Here is a 16,835-nt window from a genome sequence, read left to right on the forward strand (position 1 = left end):
TGCCGCCGGGTCATTCCGGACCGAGCTCCTGGAACAGCGTGAGCTGGAGGTCGGCGGGCCCGCGCAGGCGGGCGTTGAGCGATCGCCACGGCGTCACGCGCGCCGATGCCTGCACCGTCGCGCCCGCTGCGGCCAGGCGCCGAGCCGCCGCCGCACTGTCGTCGACCTCGAGCGCGACCCGCACCCGGTCACTCGGAGCATCGCCGTCGGTCTCGACGTCGTCGATGAACGCGACCTGCGCGGCGTTGGCGATCTCCAGCGTCGCACGGCCGCCCTCGAGGATGACCACCCGGGCACCGCCGTCGGCCTCGTACGCCTCGGCCTGCGGCATCCCCACGACGTCGCGGTAGAACCCGACCGCTCCCTCGAAGTCGTCGGCGCGCACCACGAGGCGCAGCTGTCTCACCCGGCCTTCGGGGGCGACCGACGCCAGCGCTCCCGCCAGCAGCGGGGTGAGCTCGGTGCCGCCTGGCCCGCCCTCGGCCCAGGCCCAGACGGCGGCGAACACCGCGCCCGCGCTCGCGGCGCCGGTGACCTCGGCAGCCAACGGCTCGGCGCCGTCACGGCGCCCGCGCTCGGCCACGGCGCGTGCGAGCCGCAGCTGGCGGATGGCGCGCTCGCGGTCGAGTTCGGCGGTGAGTCCCATGGCCGCGGTGTGGGTGATGGCGAGGGCCAGGTGGTCGGGGGCGAAGTCGGCGCCGACCGCCGTGAGCGCGTCGCGCACCGGGACGTCGCCGCCGGTGATCGCAGCCGTCGCGGCGACGAGACGCTCGTCCAGACCCGCCCACAGGATGTCGGCCTTCGAGGCGAAGTAGTTGAAGAAGCTGGAGCGGCTCACGCCGGCACGCGTCGTGATGTCGGCGATCGAGGTCGCCTCGTAACCGCGCTCGAGGAACAGCTCGCACGCCGCCTCGGCGAGGGTGTCGCGCGACGAAGCCTTGGGTCTGCCCACGCGGTTCATCCCCTCAGCGTACGGATGGCCCACCCGAATGCGGGGAACCCCTATTGTTGTACGCAATCCAACAACGCGGCTCGGTGAAACGGAACGGCATGATCGACATCGTCCACGTGGGGTTCTCCCCCACTCCGGTCCCCTATCGCGACGGCTGGGATCTGCAGCGCAGCATCCACGGCGAGGTCGTCGCCGGCACGCGCGGCGACGCGGTGCTGCTGCTCGAACACGAGGCCGTGTACACCGCCGGAGCACGCACCGCCCGCCACGAGCGGCCGACCGACGGCACCCCGGTCATCGACGTCGACCGCGGCGGCAAGATCACCTGGCACGGTCCCGGACAGCTCGTCGGCTACCCGATCGTGCGCCTGCCGCAGCCGGTGGACGTCGTGGCGCACGTGCGCACGCTCGAAGGACTGCTCATCGAGGCGCTGCGCGCGCACGGGGTCGATGGCCATCGCGTCGAGGGCCGCAGCGGCGTGTGGGTGCGCCGCCCGCTGTCGGAGGACAAGGTCGCCGCGATCGGCGTACGGGTGCAGCGCGGGGTGACGATGCACGGCTTCGCCCTCAACTGCGACAACACCCTCTCGGGGTTCCGCGGCATCGTTCCGTGCGGCATCACCGATGCCGGGGTGACGACGCTGAGTGAGGCCGCCGGCGCCCACATCGGCGTGGCCGACGTGCTGCCGACGGTGGAGGCGCTGTTCGCCGCCGCCTACCGCGAGGTCGCCGCGTGAGCGGGTGCGCGGCGGGACCTGCGGCGTCACCCCCCACGGGAGGACGCAAGCTGCTGCGCCTCGAGGTGCGCAACGCCCAGACACCGATCGAACGCAAGCCGGAATGGATCAAGACGCGCGCGAAGCTCGGCCCCGAGTACCAGGCGCTGCAGACGCTCGTGAAGACCGAGCAGCTGCACACCGTGTGCCAGGAAGCCGGGTGTCCGAACATCTACGAGTGCTGGGAGGACCGCGAGGCGACGTTCCTCATCGGCGGGTCGCAGTGCACGCGCCGGTGCGACTTCTGCCAGATCGACACCGGCAAGCCGGCCGACTACGACACCGACGAGCCTCGCCGTGTGGCCGACAGCGTCGCGCGCATGCAGCTGCGCTACGCGACGGTCACCGGCGTCGCCCGTGACGATCTGCCCGACGGGGGCGCCTGGCTGCACGCCGAGACGGTGCGGGCGATCCACGCGCGCATGCCCGGCACGGGGGTGGAGATCCTCGCGACCGACTTCAACGGCGACCCCGACCAGCTGGCGGAGGTGTTCTCCTCCCGCCCGGAGGTGTTCGCGCACAACGTCGAGACGGTGCCGCGCATCTTCAAGCGCATCCGCCCGGCGTTCCGCTACGAACGCTCGCTCGGTGTGCTGACCCGGGCGCGCGAGGCCGGCCTCATCACCAAGTCGAACCTCATCCTCGGCATGGGCGAGGAACCCCACGAGGTCGTGCAGGCGCTGTCGGACCTCCACGACGCGGGCACCGACATCATCACGATCACCCAGTATCTGCGCCCGAGCCCTCGCCACCTGCCGGTCGCGCGCTGGGTGCGGCCGGAGGAGTTCGTCGAGTTCAAGGCCGAGGCCGAGCGCATCGGCTTCCTCGGCGTGCTCGCGGGTCCCCTGGTGCGTTCGTCGTACCGCGCCGGGCGGCTGTGGGCGCAGTCGATGCGGGCGAAAGGCCGCTCACTGCCCGCGGGCCTGGAGCACCTGGGTGAGGATGCCGACTTCGCCCAGGCGGTGTGAGATCTGCCGGGCGCTCCGCTATTCGGCGCTCGTGACGGACTGCACGTGACCGTCGGAGGCGAGGTTCACCAGAAGCACGTCATCGGTCGCATCGGGATCGAGCGCGTATTCGAGCACCGCGAACGGGTCGGTGCCGCCGTGCTCGTCGGCGAGGATCGTCATGCTCATGAGCTGCAGGGAACGGATGACGTCCACGTGCACGTCGCCCGAGATGTCGACCAGATACTCCTCGATCGTGTCCCCGAGCCGGTCCTGCTGCTGCAGGATGTACTCGGTCACTTCGCTGGCGCGGTCGTCGAGTTCGGTGACCATCGCGTTGCGCGCCGACATGTCGATCGTCTCCAGAGTGGAGATCATGGCGGCGGCGATGTCGAGCGCAGCCGAGGACACGTCGTCCTGGTCGGGCGCCGTGAGGTCGACGGTGACGATCTGGTCGGCGAACTCGACGTTCTCCGACCAGAAGATCGATCCGTCCGGACCCGTTTCGAGAAGTCCGAAGTAGTCGTGCTCGATCGCCATAGTCCTATGAAACCAGTACGGCGCGCTGCACGGTAGTCCGCCGCGCCGCCCCGATCACTCGACGAGCGAAGCCGCGAAGACGTGCGGAGTGAATCCGGTGAGGTCGTTGATCCCCTCGCCCTGGCCGAGGAGCTTCACGGGGATGCCGGTGCGCTCCTGCACCGCCAGCACGAATCCGCCCTTGGCGGAGCCGTCGAGTTTGGTCAGCACGAGCCCGGTGACCCCGGCGTGCTGCAGGAACGCCTCGGCCTGCATGACGCCGTTCTGACCGGTCGTGGCGTCGAGCACCAGCAGCACCTCGCTGATCGGGGCCTGCTTCTCGATGACGCGGCGGATCTTGCCGAGTTCGTCCATCAGCCCGCCCTTGGTGTGGAGGCGACCGGCGGTGTCGACGAGCACGATCTCGGTGCCGGTGCGCTTGGCGTACTCGATGGTCTGGAACGCGACCGATGCCGGGTCCTGACCCTCGTGCTGCGGGCGTACGATCGCCGCTCCCCCGCGTTCGGCCCACGTCGCCAGCTGATCGACGGCGGCAGCACGGAAGGTGTCGGCGGCGCCGACGACCACCGAACGGCCGTAGCGCTGCAGGAACTTGGCGAACTTGCCGATCGTCGTCGTCTTGCCGACACCGTTGACACCCACCACGAGCACGACGGCGGGGCGCTCGGTGAGCCGCAGCGTCGTGTCGAACTTCGCGAAGTGCTCCTCGAGGGTCTCCTTCAGCATGCGCTGCAGGTCGCGCGGGTCGGTGGTGCGGAACCGCTCCACCTTCTCGCGCAGCTCCTCGATGATGCGCTCGCTGATGTCGGGCCCGAAGTCCGCCGTCAGCAGCGCGGTCTCGAGGTCCTCCCACGTCGTCTCATCGATCGTGGGCTTGACGAACATGCCGCGCAGTGCGCGGCCGAGCGACCAGGAGTTCTCCGCCATGCTTCCAGCCTAGGCGCGCTACGCACTCTGCCGATCGCGCACACGCTGACCGACCACGGCCGACACGCCGTCCTGGCGCATCGAGACCCCGTAGAGGGCGTCGGCGATCTCCATCGTGCGCTTCTGGTGCGTGATGACGATCAGCTGGCTCGATTCGCGCAGCTGCTCGAACACCCCGAGGAGCCGGCCCAGGTTCGCGTCGTCCAGCGCCGCCTCGACCTCGTCGAGGATGTAGAACGGGCTCGGGCGCGCCTTGAAGATCGCGGTGAGCAGCGCGACTGCGGCGAGCGACCGCTCCCCGCCGGAGAGCAGCGAGAGTCGTTCGATCTTCTTGCCCGCCGGGCGCACGGTCACCTCGATGCCGGTCGTGAGCGGACTGTCGGGATCGGTGAGGAAGATGCTGCCGGTACCGCCGGGGAAGAGCACCGGGAACACCTCGCCGAACGCGACCCGGGTGTCTTCGAAGGCTGCGACGAAGATCGACTGCATGCGCTCGTCGAGCTCTTCGATGATGGTCAGGAGGTCGGCGCGCGTCTGGCTGAGGTCGGCGAGCTGCTCGGTGAGGAACGCGTGGCGCTGCTCCAGCGCGGCGAACTCCTCCAGCGCGAGCGGGTTCACCCGGCCGAGCTGACCGAGCTTGCGTTCGGCATCCTGCAGCCGGCGCTTCTGCGAGGCGCGGTCGTAGCGCTCGGTGCGCTCCTCGTCGTCGTCGGTCGGTACCGGGATCGGCTGGTCGGGGCCGTATTCCGAGATCAGAATCCCCTCGTCCAGGCCCAGCTCGGAGTGCACGCGTTCGAGCAGGCTCGTCACATGCAGCTTCTTCTCGTGGATCTGCAGCTCCAGACCGTGCACGCTCTCGGTGAGACCGGCCAGGCGATCGCGCACGGCGTTCTCCTGCGCGCGCAGCTCCACCAGTTCCGCGGTGACGGCGGTACGGGCCGACTCTGCGGCGGCCAGTTCCACCCGCGCCTGCGAGACCGAGCGGTCCACCGAGTCCAACAGCGGCGGGAGCTGCGCCGCGACGTCGGCGGCGACCGCCCGTTGTGCCCGCCGGATCACGGCGCGGCGCGCGGCTTCTTCGGCGGCGGAACGCTCCCGCTCGCGCTGGCGCTCCAGCTGCACAACCTGCTGCTCGCCCGCGCGGATGCGCTCCTTGAGCGTCTCCACCTCGAGCCGGGCGCGCATCTCGGCGTCGCGGGTCGCTTCGAGAGCGGCGAGCATGCCGTCCCTCGCCGACGCGTCGAGGATCGGTCGCGGCGCCTGCTGTGCGATCTCGAGCGCCTCGACGGCGGTGCGCATGCGTTCCTCGGCCTCGGCGACGGCGGCCTCGGCGGGACGCATACCCGCCTCCAGCCGTTCGCACTCGGCGAGAGCCGCCTCATGGCGCACGGTCGCGCGGTTCACCTGCTCGGTGTGCGCAGCCAGCGCGGCGTCGTGCGCCCGCAGGGTCTCCAGCGACGCCTTGGTCCGCTGCCGGGCACCGGCGAGGTGCAGCTGCGCGTCGGTGAGGGCGTCGCGCAGCGAATCGGCGACGACGACGATCTCCGAGAGCCGGTCGGCCGCCGCGTCACGCTCGGCGGCGAGCTGCAGTCGCGACCGCCCACCGCCGCTGCCGGCGCGCACGGTGTGGGCCGTCGCGACCTCACCTCCGCGCGTGACGACGGTCACCCCCGCCGGTACGTCGCCGATCGCATCGAGGTCGTCGACGATCGCGACGGACGAGAGGAGCCCCAGGATGCCGTCGGGAGCGGTGACGACGTCGGTCGCCGCGATCGCACCGGGGATCGCCGCCGCAGCGCGCGGCGCTCCGGCCTCAGCGATCGCGATGTCGACGGTACCGAGGTCGGCATCCCGGGCGACACGCGCCACGGCATAGGCCTCGGCGGCGGAGTCGACCAGCACACCCTCGGCCAGCGGTCCCAGCACGGCGGAGATCGCGGCTTCGTAGCCCGCCGTCACCTTCACGGAATCCGCCACGATGCCCTGGATGCCGGCGCTGCCGCCGGCTATGAGTTCTGCGGCGGCGTTGCGGACATCCAGCGCACGGCCGAGCGCCGCCGTCTGAGCGGTGAGGGCTTCACGCTCCCGCTCCGCCGCGTGCAGCCGCTCCCGGATGCCGCTGACGGTGGCCTCCGCCTCCGTCGCTTCGCGCTGGGCCTTCTCGTAGAGCGCCGCGTACTCGGCGGAACTGGCTTCCGGCACCAACTCCGGATCGACACCGGCCAGCGCCTCCTCCGCCTCGGCACGGCGGGCGAGGGCCGCATCGAGGGCGCGCTGCTGACGCTCGAGGGCGGAGCGCACCGCCGAGAGCCCTGATTGCGCGGCATCGGCGGCGCCGCGCAGCTTCGTCAGGCGCATGTCGTGTTCGGAGACCAGCGCGCTCTGGGTGGCGATGTCGGCGTCGAGCGCGTCGAGTTCGGCGCGGGCGCGGATCACCTCGCGCGACGCGGCGGCCGCGGCATCCTGCGCTGTCCCGAGTCCCGCCGCGATCTCGTCGATCTCGGCACGGGCGTCGTCGATCGTCGTCTGTGAGACGGTGGACCGGTCGAACAGCGGCGCGTCGTCGCCGGCGAGCAGCGAGAGCCGCTGACCCGTGAGCGTGTAGAGCCCCCGCAGCCGCTCCTGCACCTGTTCCAGCGCGAAGGTCGTGCGCCGGGCCCGGTCGACGGCTTCCGAGCGCTGCTCGGACTCGAGTCGATCGATGCGGGCGCGCCCCTGCTGAGCCTGGTCCTGCAGCACCATCCGCTCCGCGTGACGTTCCTGCTCGTTGCGCGCGTGGTCGGCCAGCTGCGCGCGCAGGCTCACGAGGTCGTCGGCGAACAGCCGGGCCTTGGCGTCGCGCACCACGGCGGCGATCGTCGCCGCCTCGCGGGCGATCTCGGCCTGGCGCCCGAGCGGCTTCAGCTGGCGGCGCAGCTCACCGGCGAGATCGGTGAGACGGGTGAGGTTCGCCTCCATCGCCGTGAGCTTGCGCAGCGTCTTCTCCTTGCGCCTGCGGTGCTTGAGGATGCCGGCAGCCTCCTCGATGAACCCGCGCCGTTCCTCGGGTGACGCCTGCAGGACGCTGTCCAGACGTCCCTGTCCGACGATGACGTGCATCTCGCGGCCGAGGCCGGTGTCACTCAGCAGCTCCTGCACGTCCAGCAGCCGGCAGCTCTCCCCGTTGATGGCGTACTCGCTGGCGCCGTTGCGGAACAGGGTGCGGCTGATCGTCACCTCGCTGTAGTCGATCGGCAGCACACCGTCGCTGTTGTCGATCGTCAGCTGCACCTCGGCACGTCCGAGGGGGCCGCGCGTGGCGGTTCCGGCGAAGATGACGTCCTCCATCTTGCCGCCGCGGAGGGTCTTCGCCCCCTGCTCCCCCATCACCCATGCGAGGGCGTCGACGACGTTGGACTTTCCCGATCCGTTGGGTCCGACGATGCATGTCACGCCCGGTTCGAGGGCGAACGTCGTCGGTTGCGCGAACGACTTGAACCCTTTGAGCGTCACGCTCTTCAGGTGCATGGGCACGTCCTCCGTCGGGGGTGGTCGCACAAACGCTACGGCATGTCCCTTGACGGCACGCCTCGCCACGCGCTACGGTCGGCTCTCGCAACCGAAGTCGAGAGGAGGTCTCCGATGTTTTTGATGAACACCACTGAAATCGCGTACCGCGTACGCGCGTCTCGTGCTGCGGCGACCGTCTCCTTCGCTATGCCCGGGGACGCTCTCGTTCCCGCCGCCTGCTGAGCTGAGCACAGGCGAACTCTGCCCGTCGGCGGGCACGACGACTCCTGGCCGCCTCCACTGAGGCCGCCGCCCCGCTCCGCCTCTGCGCGCCGTGCCCCGTCAGGGCATTCCCTCGTCCGTGCTGCGACACGGCATCCCGCCGTCGATCGACGGCATCCCTCTCGCTGGAAGAGAAGCTCATGCGCACCACCTCTGCGCCGCAGCGCCAATCGGCCTTGCCCGATCCGCTGCTTCGGGGACGCACCCCGCGCACCTCCCTGCTCGACCGCGTCGCCATGCGCGTCGCCCTCGCCCTGCTCCTGTGGAGCACCCGCCCGACGCACAGCACCGATGAGGGTGCTCGGGCGCTGAAGCGCCAGGCCGATGCCGAGCGGCGCGAGCGCGAAGCCGCCTGGCTGTCGCTCGCGCACAACTCGCGTCGACTGTGATCGCCGCGCGGTGTCCGGGGCCCTCCCGGCTCCGGACACCGCACCCGAATCCGAACCGCATCGAACCGAAAGAACCCCGCATCATGACCACCACCGCACTCGACGTCGAGTTCCGACCCCTCGTCGTCCCCGCCACGATCGACGCGCCCGACGCCGCCGACTTCATCGAGATGGTGCGCGTGCGCAACATCGTGTATCGCGAAATCGCGGGCAACGACGACGACGCCCTCGCCGCCGCCGAACTGCTGCCGCACTACCAGCCCGACCCGTACGAGGTGCGCCACGTGTGGCTCGCCGTCGTCGGCGGGGAGATCGTCGGGCGGGTCGGCGTGGACATCCCCCTCGAGGAGGGCTCGCGCAGCGCGTTCTGGCTCATCGAACTCTTGAAGGACGTCTGGGGCGGCGGTATCGGCAGCGCCGCGTACCGGCTCGTCGAGCAGACGGCGCGAGACCACGGACGAACCGTCCTGCAGTCGTGGGCGCTGCATCCCGCTGCCGACGGCCCGCAGCTCACACCGCCGACCGGCTTCGGGACGATCCCCGAGGACCACGCGGCGCGGTTCTACCTGCGCCACGGGCATTCGCTGGAGCAGGTCGCCCGCAACAGCGCGCTGGACCTGACGGCGCCGCTGGACCGCATCGACCGGGTGCTCGCCGTGGCGCGGGCCGCGTCGACGCACTACCGCGTCGTGCAGTGGCAGGCCCCCACGCCTCCGGAGTACGTCGACGGCTACGCGTGGATGAAGTCGCGCATGTCGACGGATGCTCCCGCCGCCGGTTTGGAGTTCGACGAGGAGACGTGGGATGCCGCGCGTGTCGCCCGCCACGACGCCCTGTACGTCGAAGGCGGACGGCACCTGCTCGTCACCGCGGCGCAGCACATCGACACGGGCGAACTGTGCGCGTTCAACGAACTGGTGCTGGGGACGGACCCCACCGCGGCCACGCAGCAGGAGGACACGCTCGTGCTCAAGGAGCACCGGGGGCATCGGCTCGGCGCGCTCGTGAAAGCCGAAGGGCTGCTCACCTGGCGCCGTCTCATGCCGCAGACGCCGCGCGTGGTCACCTACAACGCCGAGGAGAACCGTCCGATGCTCGACATCAACGAGGCCCTCGGCTTCGAGCCGGTCGCCTACGAGGGCGCGTGGAAGAAGGTGCTCGCCGGGTGAGCCCGGTCCGGCGGCGGCTCAGCGCCGCGGCCGGGCCGGCTTCTGACACTTCGGGCAGAAGTGGCTCGAGCGGTTGGTGAACGACACACGCACGATCGGCGCACCGCACCGCGGGCACGGCTGACCGGTGCGCCCATAGGCGTTGAGCGAGTGGGCGAAGTAGCCGGCCTGCCCGTTGACGTTGACGTACTGGGCGTCGAAGCTCGTGCCGCCCTCGGCGAGGGCCTTCTCCAGGACCGCGCGGATCTCGGCGAGGAGGCTCCGCGTCGCGCGCGTCGACAGGGCGGTCGCGGGGGTTTCCGGGTGGATGCGCGCGGCCCACAGCGCCTCGTCGGCGTAGATGTTGCCGACGCCGCTGAGCACGGTCTGGTCCAGCAGCACCCGCTTCACCGCCGACGCCTTGCGGCTGAGCACCGTGCGGAAGCCGTCATCGCGGAACGCGGGGTCCAGCGGATCGCGCGCGATGTGGGCGACCTGGCTCGGCACCGTCGCGGCATCCGTCCCCCACCCGCCCGGCGCGTGATCGGGTGTGGCTTCGAGCCGATCCAGTGCGAGCGAACCGAAGGTGCGCTGGTCGGCGAAGACGAGGGCCAGCTCGCCGTGGTCGGGGTGCTCGAGGTCGATGCGCACGCGCTCATGGCGCTCAGCCGGCGCCCCCGGCGGACGAAGCAGCATCTGCCCGCTCATGCCGAGATGCGCGACCACCGCCTCTTCGCCGCCTTCGAGCGGGAGCCACAGGAACTTGCCTCTACGGGCGGCCGCGGTGACGGTGCGTCCGGTGAGGGCGGACTCGAACGACGCCGCGTCGCCGTGGTGACGGGTGAGGGCGCGATCGTCGAGCACCGTGACACCCGCGAGTCGGGCGCCGGTGACCGCCGGCGCGAGCCCGGCGCGGACGACCTCGACTTCGGGCAGCTCAGGCACGGGCGCTGAGTTCGCGCCACGCCGTCAGTGCCGCGGCCATCTCTGCCTGCTTCTTACTCGACCCCGAACCGACTGCGGTGAACTCGCCCACGGTGACCGCCGCGGTGAACACGCGGTCATGGTCGGGGCCGGCAGCCTCGATGGCGTACACCGGCGGACTCAACGAATTGCGCGCTGCGAGCTCCTGCAGGCTGGTCTTGGGGTCCATCGCGGCGCCGTAGCGCTCCGGGTCCTGCAGAAGGGGTTCGACGAGCCGCAGCACGAGGGAGGTGGCGGCGTCGGGACCGGCCGAGAGGTAGGTCGCGCCGATCACCGCTTCCATGGTGTCCGCGAGGATCGAATCCTTGTCTCGGCCACCGGTCTGCTGCTCACCGCGGCCGAGCAGCAGATACTCCCCCAGGCCGATGCCGCGCGCGACCTCGGCCAGGGCGACGGTGGAAACGACACTCGCCCGGCGTTTGGCCAGTTCCCCCTCGTCGAGGTCGGGGTGCACGGTGAAAAGTCGCACCGTCACCGCCTGGCCCAGCACCGAGTCGCCGAGGAACTCCAGGCGCTCATTGTGAGGGATGCCGCCTGCTTCGTACGCGTACGAGCGGTGCGTCAGGGCAAGCGACAGAAGCTCGGGGTCGATGTCGACCCCGAGCTTGTCCACGAGCGTTGCCCGCTCGTGCGAGACGTCTGTCACGCCGTCATCCGCCTGTCGCGGATCAGACGTCGGCGACCTTGCGGCCCTTGTACTCCAGGAACAGCTCAGTGCCCTGCGAGTCGGTGACGACCTTGGCCTGGTGCGGACGGCTGTAGACGACCTCGCCGTTCTCGATGGTCTTCACCAGCGCGATGGGCGCCGCCTTCCACTGCGCGCGGCGCGAGCGGGTGTTGGAACGCGAAACCTTGCGCTTCGGGGGGTTGCCTGCCATGGCTAGCTCTCTTCTTTGGTCTCGGCGTCGTGGCGGGTGGCCACGGCGTCGTCGTCGTTGGTAAAGGTCTTCAAGGACGCCCAGCGCGGATCGACGGGTTCGCGGGGCTCTTGCGCCGCTTCCGAGGTCAACCTCTCGCCCGTGTTCGGGTCGAGCCCGGGGCAATCCGGCTGACATACCGGCTGGAACGGAAGCGACAGAACGATGGTGTCCCTGACCAGAGGCCCCGTGTCGACATGGTCGTCCTGGAGTTCGAAGTCAGTCGCTTCCTCCCCAGGATAACCGAAGAGTTCCTGAAACTCGACTTCGACGGGCTGGGCGATGTCGGTGAGGCAACGGCCGCAGATGCCGCGGTAGATCGTCTCGGCCTCACCGGTGACGAGGATGCCCTCGTGCACCGACTCGAGCCGCACATCGAGGTGGATGGGCTCACCCTGCTCCACCGCGACGAGGCCTTCGCCCCAGCGCTCCGCGGCGGGAGCGTCGACGTCGAACTCGCGCATCTCGCCGGAACGGTGCACGATATCGCGCGCGGGAAACACGAAAGGACCGCTGACACGCTTTCTCACCACGGTCATCCATCGTACCCGCCCCGGAGCGGGTGCCGGCTCAGAGGTCCCGCGCGCCGGTGTCGAGGAAGCGCGCGACGGGTTCCGGCACGAACGGAGACACGTCGCCGCCGAGCGACGCGACCTGCCGTACCAGCGAACTCGACACGAGGGCGTGTGCGGGGTCGGGGAGCAGGAAGACCGTCTCGACGTGAGCCAGGTGGCGGTTGACGATCGCCATCGGCGTCTCGTATGCGACGTCGACCTGCGAGCGGATGCCCTTCACGAGCACCCCCGCGCCCACATCGGTCGCGTAGTCCACGAGCAGTCCCATGCTCCACGAGGCGACGACGACGTCGCCGGTGATCTCAGCCTGGGCGATCGACTGCTCCAGCAGCGTCAGCCGCTGCGCGATGGGGAGCATCGCCTCTTTGCCGGGGTTGTGCACCACCAGCACGTGGAGTTGGTCGTACAGCGCGGCGGCGCGGCGGATCACATCGAGGTGTCCGAGGGTCGGCGGGTCGAACGAACCGGGAACAACGGCGATCCGGGGGTTCATGTCCTCCAGCGTATCGGTGGCGCGGGCCGCGCTCCGACGCCGCGCTCGGTCAGTTCTTGGCGAGGGCGGCGCGCTCTTCGACATCCAGCCGGCGGTCGATCGATGCGGCGAGACCGGGGTGGTCGGCGAGGGTCGGATCGGAGAGGATCACCCGTTCCGCCTCGTGCCGGGCGATGGCGATCAGTTCGGCATCCTTCACCACCCGCAGCAGCCGCAGGGACGACCTCGCGCCCGACTGCGCATCGCCCAGCACATCACCCTCGCCGCGCAGCTCGAGGTCGACCTCGGCCAGTTCGAACCCATCGGTGGTCGCGGCGACCGCCTCGACCCGCTCCCGGGCGGGGGTGCCCACGGGCGCTTCGGTGACGAGGAGGCAGAGGCCGGGCACCGCGCCGCGGCCCACGCGGCCGCGCAGCTGGTGCAGCTGCGACACGCCGAAGCGATCGGCCTCGAGGATCACCATGGTGGAGGCGTTGGGCACGTCCACTCCGACCTCGATGACGGTGGTGGCGATCAGCACGTCGAGGTCGCCGCGGGCGAAGGACTGCATGATGGCATCCTTCTCGTCACCCGGCATGCGCCCGTGGAGGATCGCCACGCGGAGGTTCTCGAACGCGGGATGCCGCGACAGCAGCTCCTGCACCTGCACGACGCCCCAGCGGGTGCGCTCCGGCGCCCCCTCGGAAGGTCCTGCGGGCTCATCGGCGGTGTCGTCCTTCACCGCCGCCTCGGCGTCGATCGCCGCGCACACCACGAACGCCTGGTGCCCGGCGGCGACCTCCTCGGCGATGCGCTCCCACACCCGGGCGAACCATCCGGGTTTCTCCGCCAGCGGCGCCACGAACGACGAGATCCCGGCGCGTCCGGCGGGAAGGGTGCGGATGGTGGACACGTCGAGATCGCCGAACACCGTCATCGCGACCGTGCGCGGGATGGGCGTGGCGGTGAGCACCAAGACGTGGGGCGCGGTGCCCTTGGCCCGCAGCGTCTCGCGCTGCTCGACGCCGAACCGGTGCTGCTCGTCGACGACGACGAGCCCGAGGTCCGCGAACGTCGTGGAGGCGCTCAGCAGCGCGTGGGTGCCCACGACGATGCGCGCCTGGCCCGACGCGGCGCGCAGCGACGCCTTGCGGCGCTCGGCCGCCGACAGCTGCCCGGTGAGCAGGGTGGGCATGAGCTCGGGCGCCAGCTGCGGGCCGAGCATGCGCGCCATGGAGCGCACGTGCTGCGCGGCGAGCACCTCGGTGGGGGCGATGAGGGCCGCCTGCCCACCGGTCTCGGCGACCTGCAGCATGGCGCGCAGCGCCACGAGCGTCTTGCCCGAACCGACCTCGCCCTGCACGAGCCGGTTCATCGGCCACGCGCCCTCGAGGTCCGAGGCGATGCTCCGGCCCACCGACTGCTGGTCGGGGGTCAGCGCGAAGGGCAGCGCCGCGTCGAAGCGCGCGAGCAGCCCATCGGCGGCGGCGGGGCGCGACGTCGCCGACAGCGCCCTCACCTGCTCCCGCTGCTGCAGCAGCGCCGCCTGCAGCACGAACGCCTCGTGGGTGCGCAGTGTCTCGTGGGCCTGCTCGATCTGCTCGAAGGTCTCGGGGCGGTGGGTGCGCTCCAGCGCGCTGCGCGCGTCGAGCAGCCCCCGGGCGCGGCGAAACGGTTCCGGCAGCGGGTCGGGCACGTCGTCGAGCATGTCCAGCACGGTGTCGACGGTCTTCTTGATCTGCCAGCTGGCCACGGTGCTGGTTGCCGGATAGATCGGAACCGGCTCGGTCGAGCGGGCCTGCGCCTGCATCCGCCCCAGCGCTTCGTCTTCGAACAGCTGGTAGTCGGGGTGGGCGAACTGCTGGGCACCGCGGTAGACGCCGACCTTGCCCGAGAAGATGCCGCGCCGGCCGGGGGTCAGCTCGTTCGCACGCCAGGCCTGATTGAAGAAGGTGAGCACCAGCGCGCCCTGGCCGTCGCTGATGACGACCTCGAGGATCGACCCCTTGCGGTTGCGCATGCGCCGCTCGGTGGCCGAGCGCACCTCGGCGACGATCGTCACCTGCTCCCCCAGCGGCAGGGAGTCGATGGGCGTCAGCTCGCCGCGCTTGGCGTAGCGCCGCGGATAATGCGCGAGCAGATCGCCCACGGTCTCCATGCCGAACGCCCGTTTGAGCGCACCGGCGGTCTTGTCACCGACCGCAGCCTGCAGACGCGATTCGAGCGACACCATGCCTCAGAGTCTAGGTCTCGCCCCCGACAGCGCCCCGTGCGGCGCACAGGCCGCGCGGCCCGACGACACCCCCCCGGCGCATCGCCGGTACCGTGGGAGGGTGACACGCATCATCTCGGGCGCCGCCGGCTCCCTCACCCTCGTCGTCCCCGACGCCGGTACGCGGCCGACGAGCGACCGGGTGCGCGAAGCGCTGTTCAGCTCGCTCGACGCCGCCGACCTCGTGCGGGGCGCGCGCGTGCTCGATCTGTTCGCGGGGTCCGCAGCTCTGGGGCTCGAGGCGCTCAGCCGGGGCGCGGCCGGTGTCGACCTCGTCGAGAAGGCGCCGCGCGCCGCCGCCACCGCCGAGCGCAACGCCCGCGCGGTCGCCAAGGCCGTGGGCGGCTCCCCGACGTGGCGTGTGCACCGTTCCAGCGCCGACGCGTTCCTGCTGCGCACCGGAGCGGCTGAGTTCGACCTCGTCTTCCTCGACCCGCCGTACGACTTCGGCGAGACCGAGATGCACGACACGCTCACCCTCCTCGTGCCGCACCTGGCATCCGACGCCACGGTCGTCATCGAACGCGCGCGCCGCTCGCCGCAGCCGCGTCTGCCCGAGGGCCTGGACCACCTGCGCGACAAGCGCTACGGCGACACCTCGCTGTGGTGGGTGGCGCCCACGCAGGGCTGACTCAGCCGGTGTGGCGGTCCCAGTCGCGGTAGGGATCCCAGCCGCCGGGCCCGGTGTAGGCCACGCCGTCGACGAGCAGGGCGTCATCGCCCGGCGCCTGCACGACCCCGAGCACCCGGAACCCCTCGGGTACGGCCGCCGCGGAGGGGAACGTCGCGAGCAGCGCGTGGTCCTCGCCGCCCTCGAGCGCGCCGACCGGGTCAGGTGCGAGGGCGTCCGCGGAGAGCGCGAGGGTGACCCCGGATGCCGCGGCCAGCCGCCGCGCATCCAGCGCCAGGCCGTCTGAGACGTCCATCATGGCGGTCGCTCCCGCAGCCGCCGCCACCGCGCCCAGGGCGATGGGAGGCTCGGGGCGCAGCTGCGCATCGAGGTCGGCGCGCTCCGCGGCGCTGAGGGTGCCCCGTGCAACCGCGACCGCCTCACCGGCCGCGTCACGGAAGCGCGAGAACAGCAGCTCGAGGCCCGCGGCGGCGCGGCCGGCCCGACCGGCGAGGGCCACGACATCGCCCGGGCGCGCGCCGGAGCGGAGCACCGGGTCCACACCGTCGAGCACGCCGACGGCGGTCACCGCGATCGTCAGGGTCGGCGAGATCGTGAGGTCGCCGCCCTCCACCGCGCAGCCGGGGGCGAGTGTGTCGCACGCCGCGCGCAGTCCCGAGGCGAGCGCGCCCACGAAGCTCAGTCGGGTGTCGGCGGGCATGGCCAGCGCGACGAGCAGCGCCACCGGGCGCGCCCCCATCGCGGCGACATCGGCGAGGTTCACCGCGGCGGACTTCCAGCCGAGGTCCGAAGGGCCCGACCACGCGAGTCGGAAGTCAGGCCCCTGCACCAGGGTGTCGGTGGTGAGGACGACCCGGCCGCCGGGGGCCGCGAGCACGGCGGCATCGTCCCCCGGTCCCACGATCGCCCGGGACGAGCCGTCGAGGGCGGCGAAGATCTCCCGCAGGATGCGGTGCTCGCCGATCTCGCCCACGGTCGGGTCGGGCGCATCTGTCACCGCTCCACCGTACCCGCCCGCGGCGGCCGGCAGCGGCGCGGCCGATTACCCTGGAAGGGTGTCCCGCACCCGCACCATCACCGCTGTCGCCGTCACGCTCCTCGGGGCCCTCGCCCTCGCCGGATGCACGTCGTCGGTGGCCCTCACCCCCGCCTCCGACGCGAACAACCCGCTCTGCGCCGATGTGTCGGTGCGCCTGCCCGATTCCATCGACGGGGAGAAGCGCCGGTGGACCGACGCGCAGGCCACGGCGGCGTGGGGCGACCCCACGTCGATCATCTTCAGCTGCGGGGTGACCCCTCCCGGCCCCACCGAGGCCAAGTGCATCACGATCGGCGGGGTCGACTGGATCGTCGACGACACCGACCCGCCGCGCTACCGCATCACCACCTACGGGCGCACACCCGCCGTGGAGATGTACGTCGACAACGAGACGGTCTCCCCCAGCTACGTGCTCGACCGCCTCGCGCCGTACATCGTCGACACCCTGCCGCGCGACCGGCAGTGCACCGAGACCGCCGAACTGCTCGGCTGAAC

At 71.3% G+C, this 16,835-nt stretch carries 17 protein-coding genes; 6 read left to right on the plus strand and 11 right to left on the minus strand.

Annotation, left to right across the window (positions count from 1 at the left end; genetic code table 11):
• Positions 1–10 precede the first annotated feature (10 nt).
• A complete protein-coding gene (locus H9651_RS03110; RefSeq protein WP_191717651.1) occupies positions 11–961 on the minus strand; it encodes a TetR family transcriptional regulator in 951 nt (316 codons plus the stop codon).
• An 89-nt stretch (positions 962–1,050) separates the two neighbouring features.
• Here H9651_RS03110 and lipB point away from each other — a divergent pair, with 89 nt between their 5' ends.
• Together lipB and lipA are read left to right on the plus strand one after the other, a co-directional pair.
• Entirely contained in the window at positions 1,051–1,689 is a 639-nt protein-coding gene (gene lipB / locus H9651_RS03115; protein WP_191717652.1) for a lipoyl(octanoyl) transferase LipB, read from the plus strand.
• Complete coding sequence (lipA, locus tag H9651_RS03120; RefSeq protein ID WP_191717653.1) at positions 1,686–2,696, plus strand: lipoyl synthase; 1,011 nt, start codon at positions 1,686–1,688, stop codon at positions 2,694–2,696. The genes lipB and lipA overlap by 4 nt, the downstream gene beginning before the upstream one ends.
• 18 nt (positions 2,697–2,714) lie before the next feature.
• Here lipA and H9651_RS03125 read toward each other — a convergent pair whose 3' ends face one another.
• Genes H9651_RS03125 through smc form a run of 3 tightly spaced genes read right to left on the minus strand, consistent with a single transcriptional unit; the run spans position 2,715 to position 7,649 of the window.
• Positions 2,715–3,215, minus strand: coding sequence for a DUF2004 domain-containing protein (locus H9651_RS03125; protein ID WP_191717654.1), 501 nt, complete (start codon positions 3,213–3,215; stop codon positions 2,715–2,717).
• A gap of 54 nt (positions 3,216–3,269) precedes the next feature.
• Positions 3,270–4,142, minus strand: a complete 873-nt coding sequence (gene ftsY / locus H9651_RS03130; RefSeq protein WP_191717655.1) for a signal recognition particle-docking protein FtsY — start codon at positions 4,140–4,142, stop codon at positions 3,270–3,272.
• Between the two features lie 18 nt (positions 4,143–4,160).
• Entirely contained in the window at positions 4,161–7,649 is a 3,489-nt protein-coding gene (gene smc / locus H9651_RS03135) for a chromosome segregation protein SMC (protein ID WP_191717656.1), read from the minus strand.
• A gap of 404 nt (positions 7,650–8,053) precedes the next feature.
• Here smc and H9651_RS03140 point away from each other — a divergent pair, with 404 nt between their 5' ends.
• Entirely contained in the window at positions 8,054–8,302 is a 249-nt protein-coding gene (locus H9651_RS03140; RefSeq protein ID WP_191717657.1) for a hypothetical protein, read from the plus strand.
• Between the two features lie 83 nt (positions 8,303–8,385).
• Positions 8,386–9,471, plus strand: a complete 1,086-nt coding sequence (locus H9651_RS03145) for a GNAT family N-acetyltransferase (RefSeq protein ID WP_191717658.1) — start codon at positions 8,386–8,388, stop codon at positions 9,469–9,471.
• Positions 9,472–9,489: 18 nt separating this feature from the next.
• Here H9651_RS03145 and mutM read toward each other — a convergent pair whose 3' ends face one another.
• The 6 genes from mutM to H9651_RS03175 are packed head-to-tail and all read right to left on the minus strand — an operon-like array spanning position 9,490 to position 14,631.
• Positions 9,490–10,395 carry a bifunctional DNA-formamidopyrimidine glycosylase/DNA-(apurinic or apyrimidinic site) lyase gene (gene mutM, locus H9651_RS03150; protein WP_191717659.1) on the minus strand — a complete coding sequence of 302 codons (906 nt, stop codon included), beginning with the start codon at positions 10,393–10,395 and terminating at the stop codon, positions 9,490–9,492.
• Positions 10,388–11,080, minus strand: coding sequence for a ribonuclease III (rnc, locus tag H9651_RS03155; protein ID WP_191717660.1), 693 nt, complete (start codon positions 11,078–11,080; stop codon positions 10,388–10,390). Before rnc ends, mutM begins: the two co-directional genes overlap by 8 nt.
• A gap of 22 nt (positions 11,081–11,102) precedes the next feature.
• A complete protein-coding gene (gene rpmF / locus H9651_RS03160; RefSeq protein ID WP_191717661.1) occupies positions 11,103–11,312 on the minus strand; it encodes a 50S ribosomal protein L32 in 210 nt (69 codons plus the stop codon).
• Positions 11,313–11,314: 2 nt separating this feature from the next.
• Positions 11,315–11,890, minus strand: a complete 576-nt coding sequence (locus tag H9651_RS03165) for a YceD family protein (RefSeq protein WP_225216314.1) — start codon at positions 11,888–11,890, stop codon at positions 11,315–11,317.
• A gap of 31 nt (positions 11,891–11,921) precedes the next feature.
• A complete protein-coding gene (gene coaD, locus H9651_RS03170) occupies positions 11,922–12,419 on the minus strand; it encodes a pantetheine-phosphate adenylyltransferase (RefSeq protein ID WP_191717662.1) in 498 nt (165 codons plus the stop codon).
• Positions 12,420–12,468: 49 nt separating this feature from the next.
• Positions 12,469–14,631: an ATP-dependent DNA helicase RecG gene (locus H9651_RS03175; protein ID WP_191717663.1), complete on the minus strand. Its 2,163-nt coding sequence runs from the start codon at positions 14,629–14,631 to the stop codon at positions 12,469–12,471.
• A 100-nt stretch (positions 14,632–14,731) separates the two neighbouring features.
• On the opposite strand from H9651_RS03175, the gene rsmD reads away from it, so the two are divergent.
• On the plus strand, positions 14,732–15,301 hold the full coding sequence (gene rsmD / locus H9651_RS03180) for a 16S rRNA (guanine(966)-N(2))-methyltransferase RsmD (RefSeq protein ID WP_191717664.1): 570 nt from the start codon (positions 14,732–14,734) through the stop codon (positions 15,299–15,301).
• Position 15,302: 1 nt separating this feature from the next.
• Here the strand turns inward: rsmD and thiL are convergent, their stop codons facing one another.
• A complete protein-coding gene (thiL, locus tag H9651_RS03185; RefSeq protein ID WP_191717665.1) occupies positions 15,303–16,298 on the minus strand; it encodes a thiamine-phosphate kinase in 996 nt (331 codons plus the stop codon).
• 58 nt (positions 16,299–16,356) lie between these two features.
• Here thiL and H9651_RS03190 point away from each other — a divergent pair, with 58 nt between their 5' ends.
• Positions 16,357–16,833: a DUF3515 family protein gene (locus H9651_RS03190; RefSeq protein ID WP_318244740.1), complete on the plus strand. Its 477-nt coding sequence runs from the start codon at positions 16,357–16,359 to the stop codon at positions 16,831–16,833.
• Positions 16,834–16,835: the final 2 nt, after the last annotated feature.

It is taken from the genome of Microbacterium pullorum, from assembly GCF_014836535.1.
GTDB lineage: Bacteria > Actinomycetota > Actinomycetes > Actinomycetales > Microbacteriaceae > Microbacterium > Microbacterium pullorum.

Bases quoted from the DNA above. Each gene is read 5' to 3' on its own strand.
- rpmF (WP_191717661.1), bottom strand. From the start codon at position 11,312: ATGGCAGGCAACCCCCCGAAGCGCAAGGTTTCGCGTTCCAACACCCGC.
- smc (WP_191717656.1), bottom strand. From the start codon at position 7,649: ATGCACCTGAAGAGCGTGACGCTCAAAGGGTTCAAGTCGTTCGCGCAA.
- ftsY (WP_191717655.1), bottom strand. From the start codon at position 4,142: ATGGCGGAGAACTCCTGGTCGCTCGGCCGCGCACTGCGCGGCATGTTC.
- H9651_RS03110 (WP_191717651.1), bottom strand. From the start codon at position 961: ATGAACCGCGTGGGCAGACCCAAGGCTTCGTCGCGCGACACCCTCGCC.
- lipB (WP_191717652.1), top strand. From the start codon at position 1,051: ATGATCGACATCGTCCACGTGGGGTTCTCCCCCACTCCGGTCCCCTAT.
- H9651_RS03140 (WP_191717657.1), top strand. From the start codon at position 8,054: ATGCGCACCACCTCTGCGCCGCAGCGCCAATCGGCCTTGCCCGATCCG.
- coaD (WP_191717662.1), bottom strand. From the start codon at position 12,419: ATGAACCCCCGGATCGCCGTTGTTCCCGGTTCGTTCGACCCGCCGACC.
- H9651_RS03125 (WP_191717654.1), bottom strand. From the start codon at position 3,215: ATGGCGATCGAGCACGACTACTTCGGACTTCTCGAAACGGGTCCGGAC.
- H9651_RS03145 (WP_191717658.1), top strand. From the start codon at position 8,386: ATGACCACCACCGCACTCGACGTCGAGTTCCGACCCCTCGTCGTCCCC.
- H9651_RS03175 (WP_191717663.1), bottom strand. From the start codon at position 14,631: ATGGTGTCGCTCGAATCGCGTCTGCAGGCTGCGGTCGGTGACAAGACC.
- H9651_RS03165 (WP_225216314.1), bottom strand. From the start codon at position 11,890: ATGACCGTGGTGAGAAAGCGTGTCAGCGGTCCTTTCGTGTTTCCCGCG.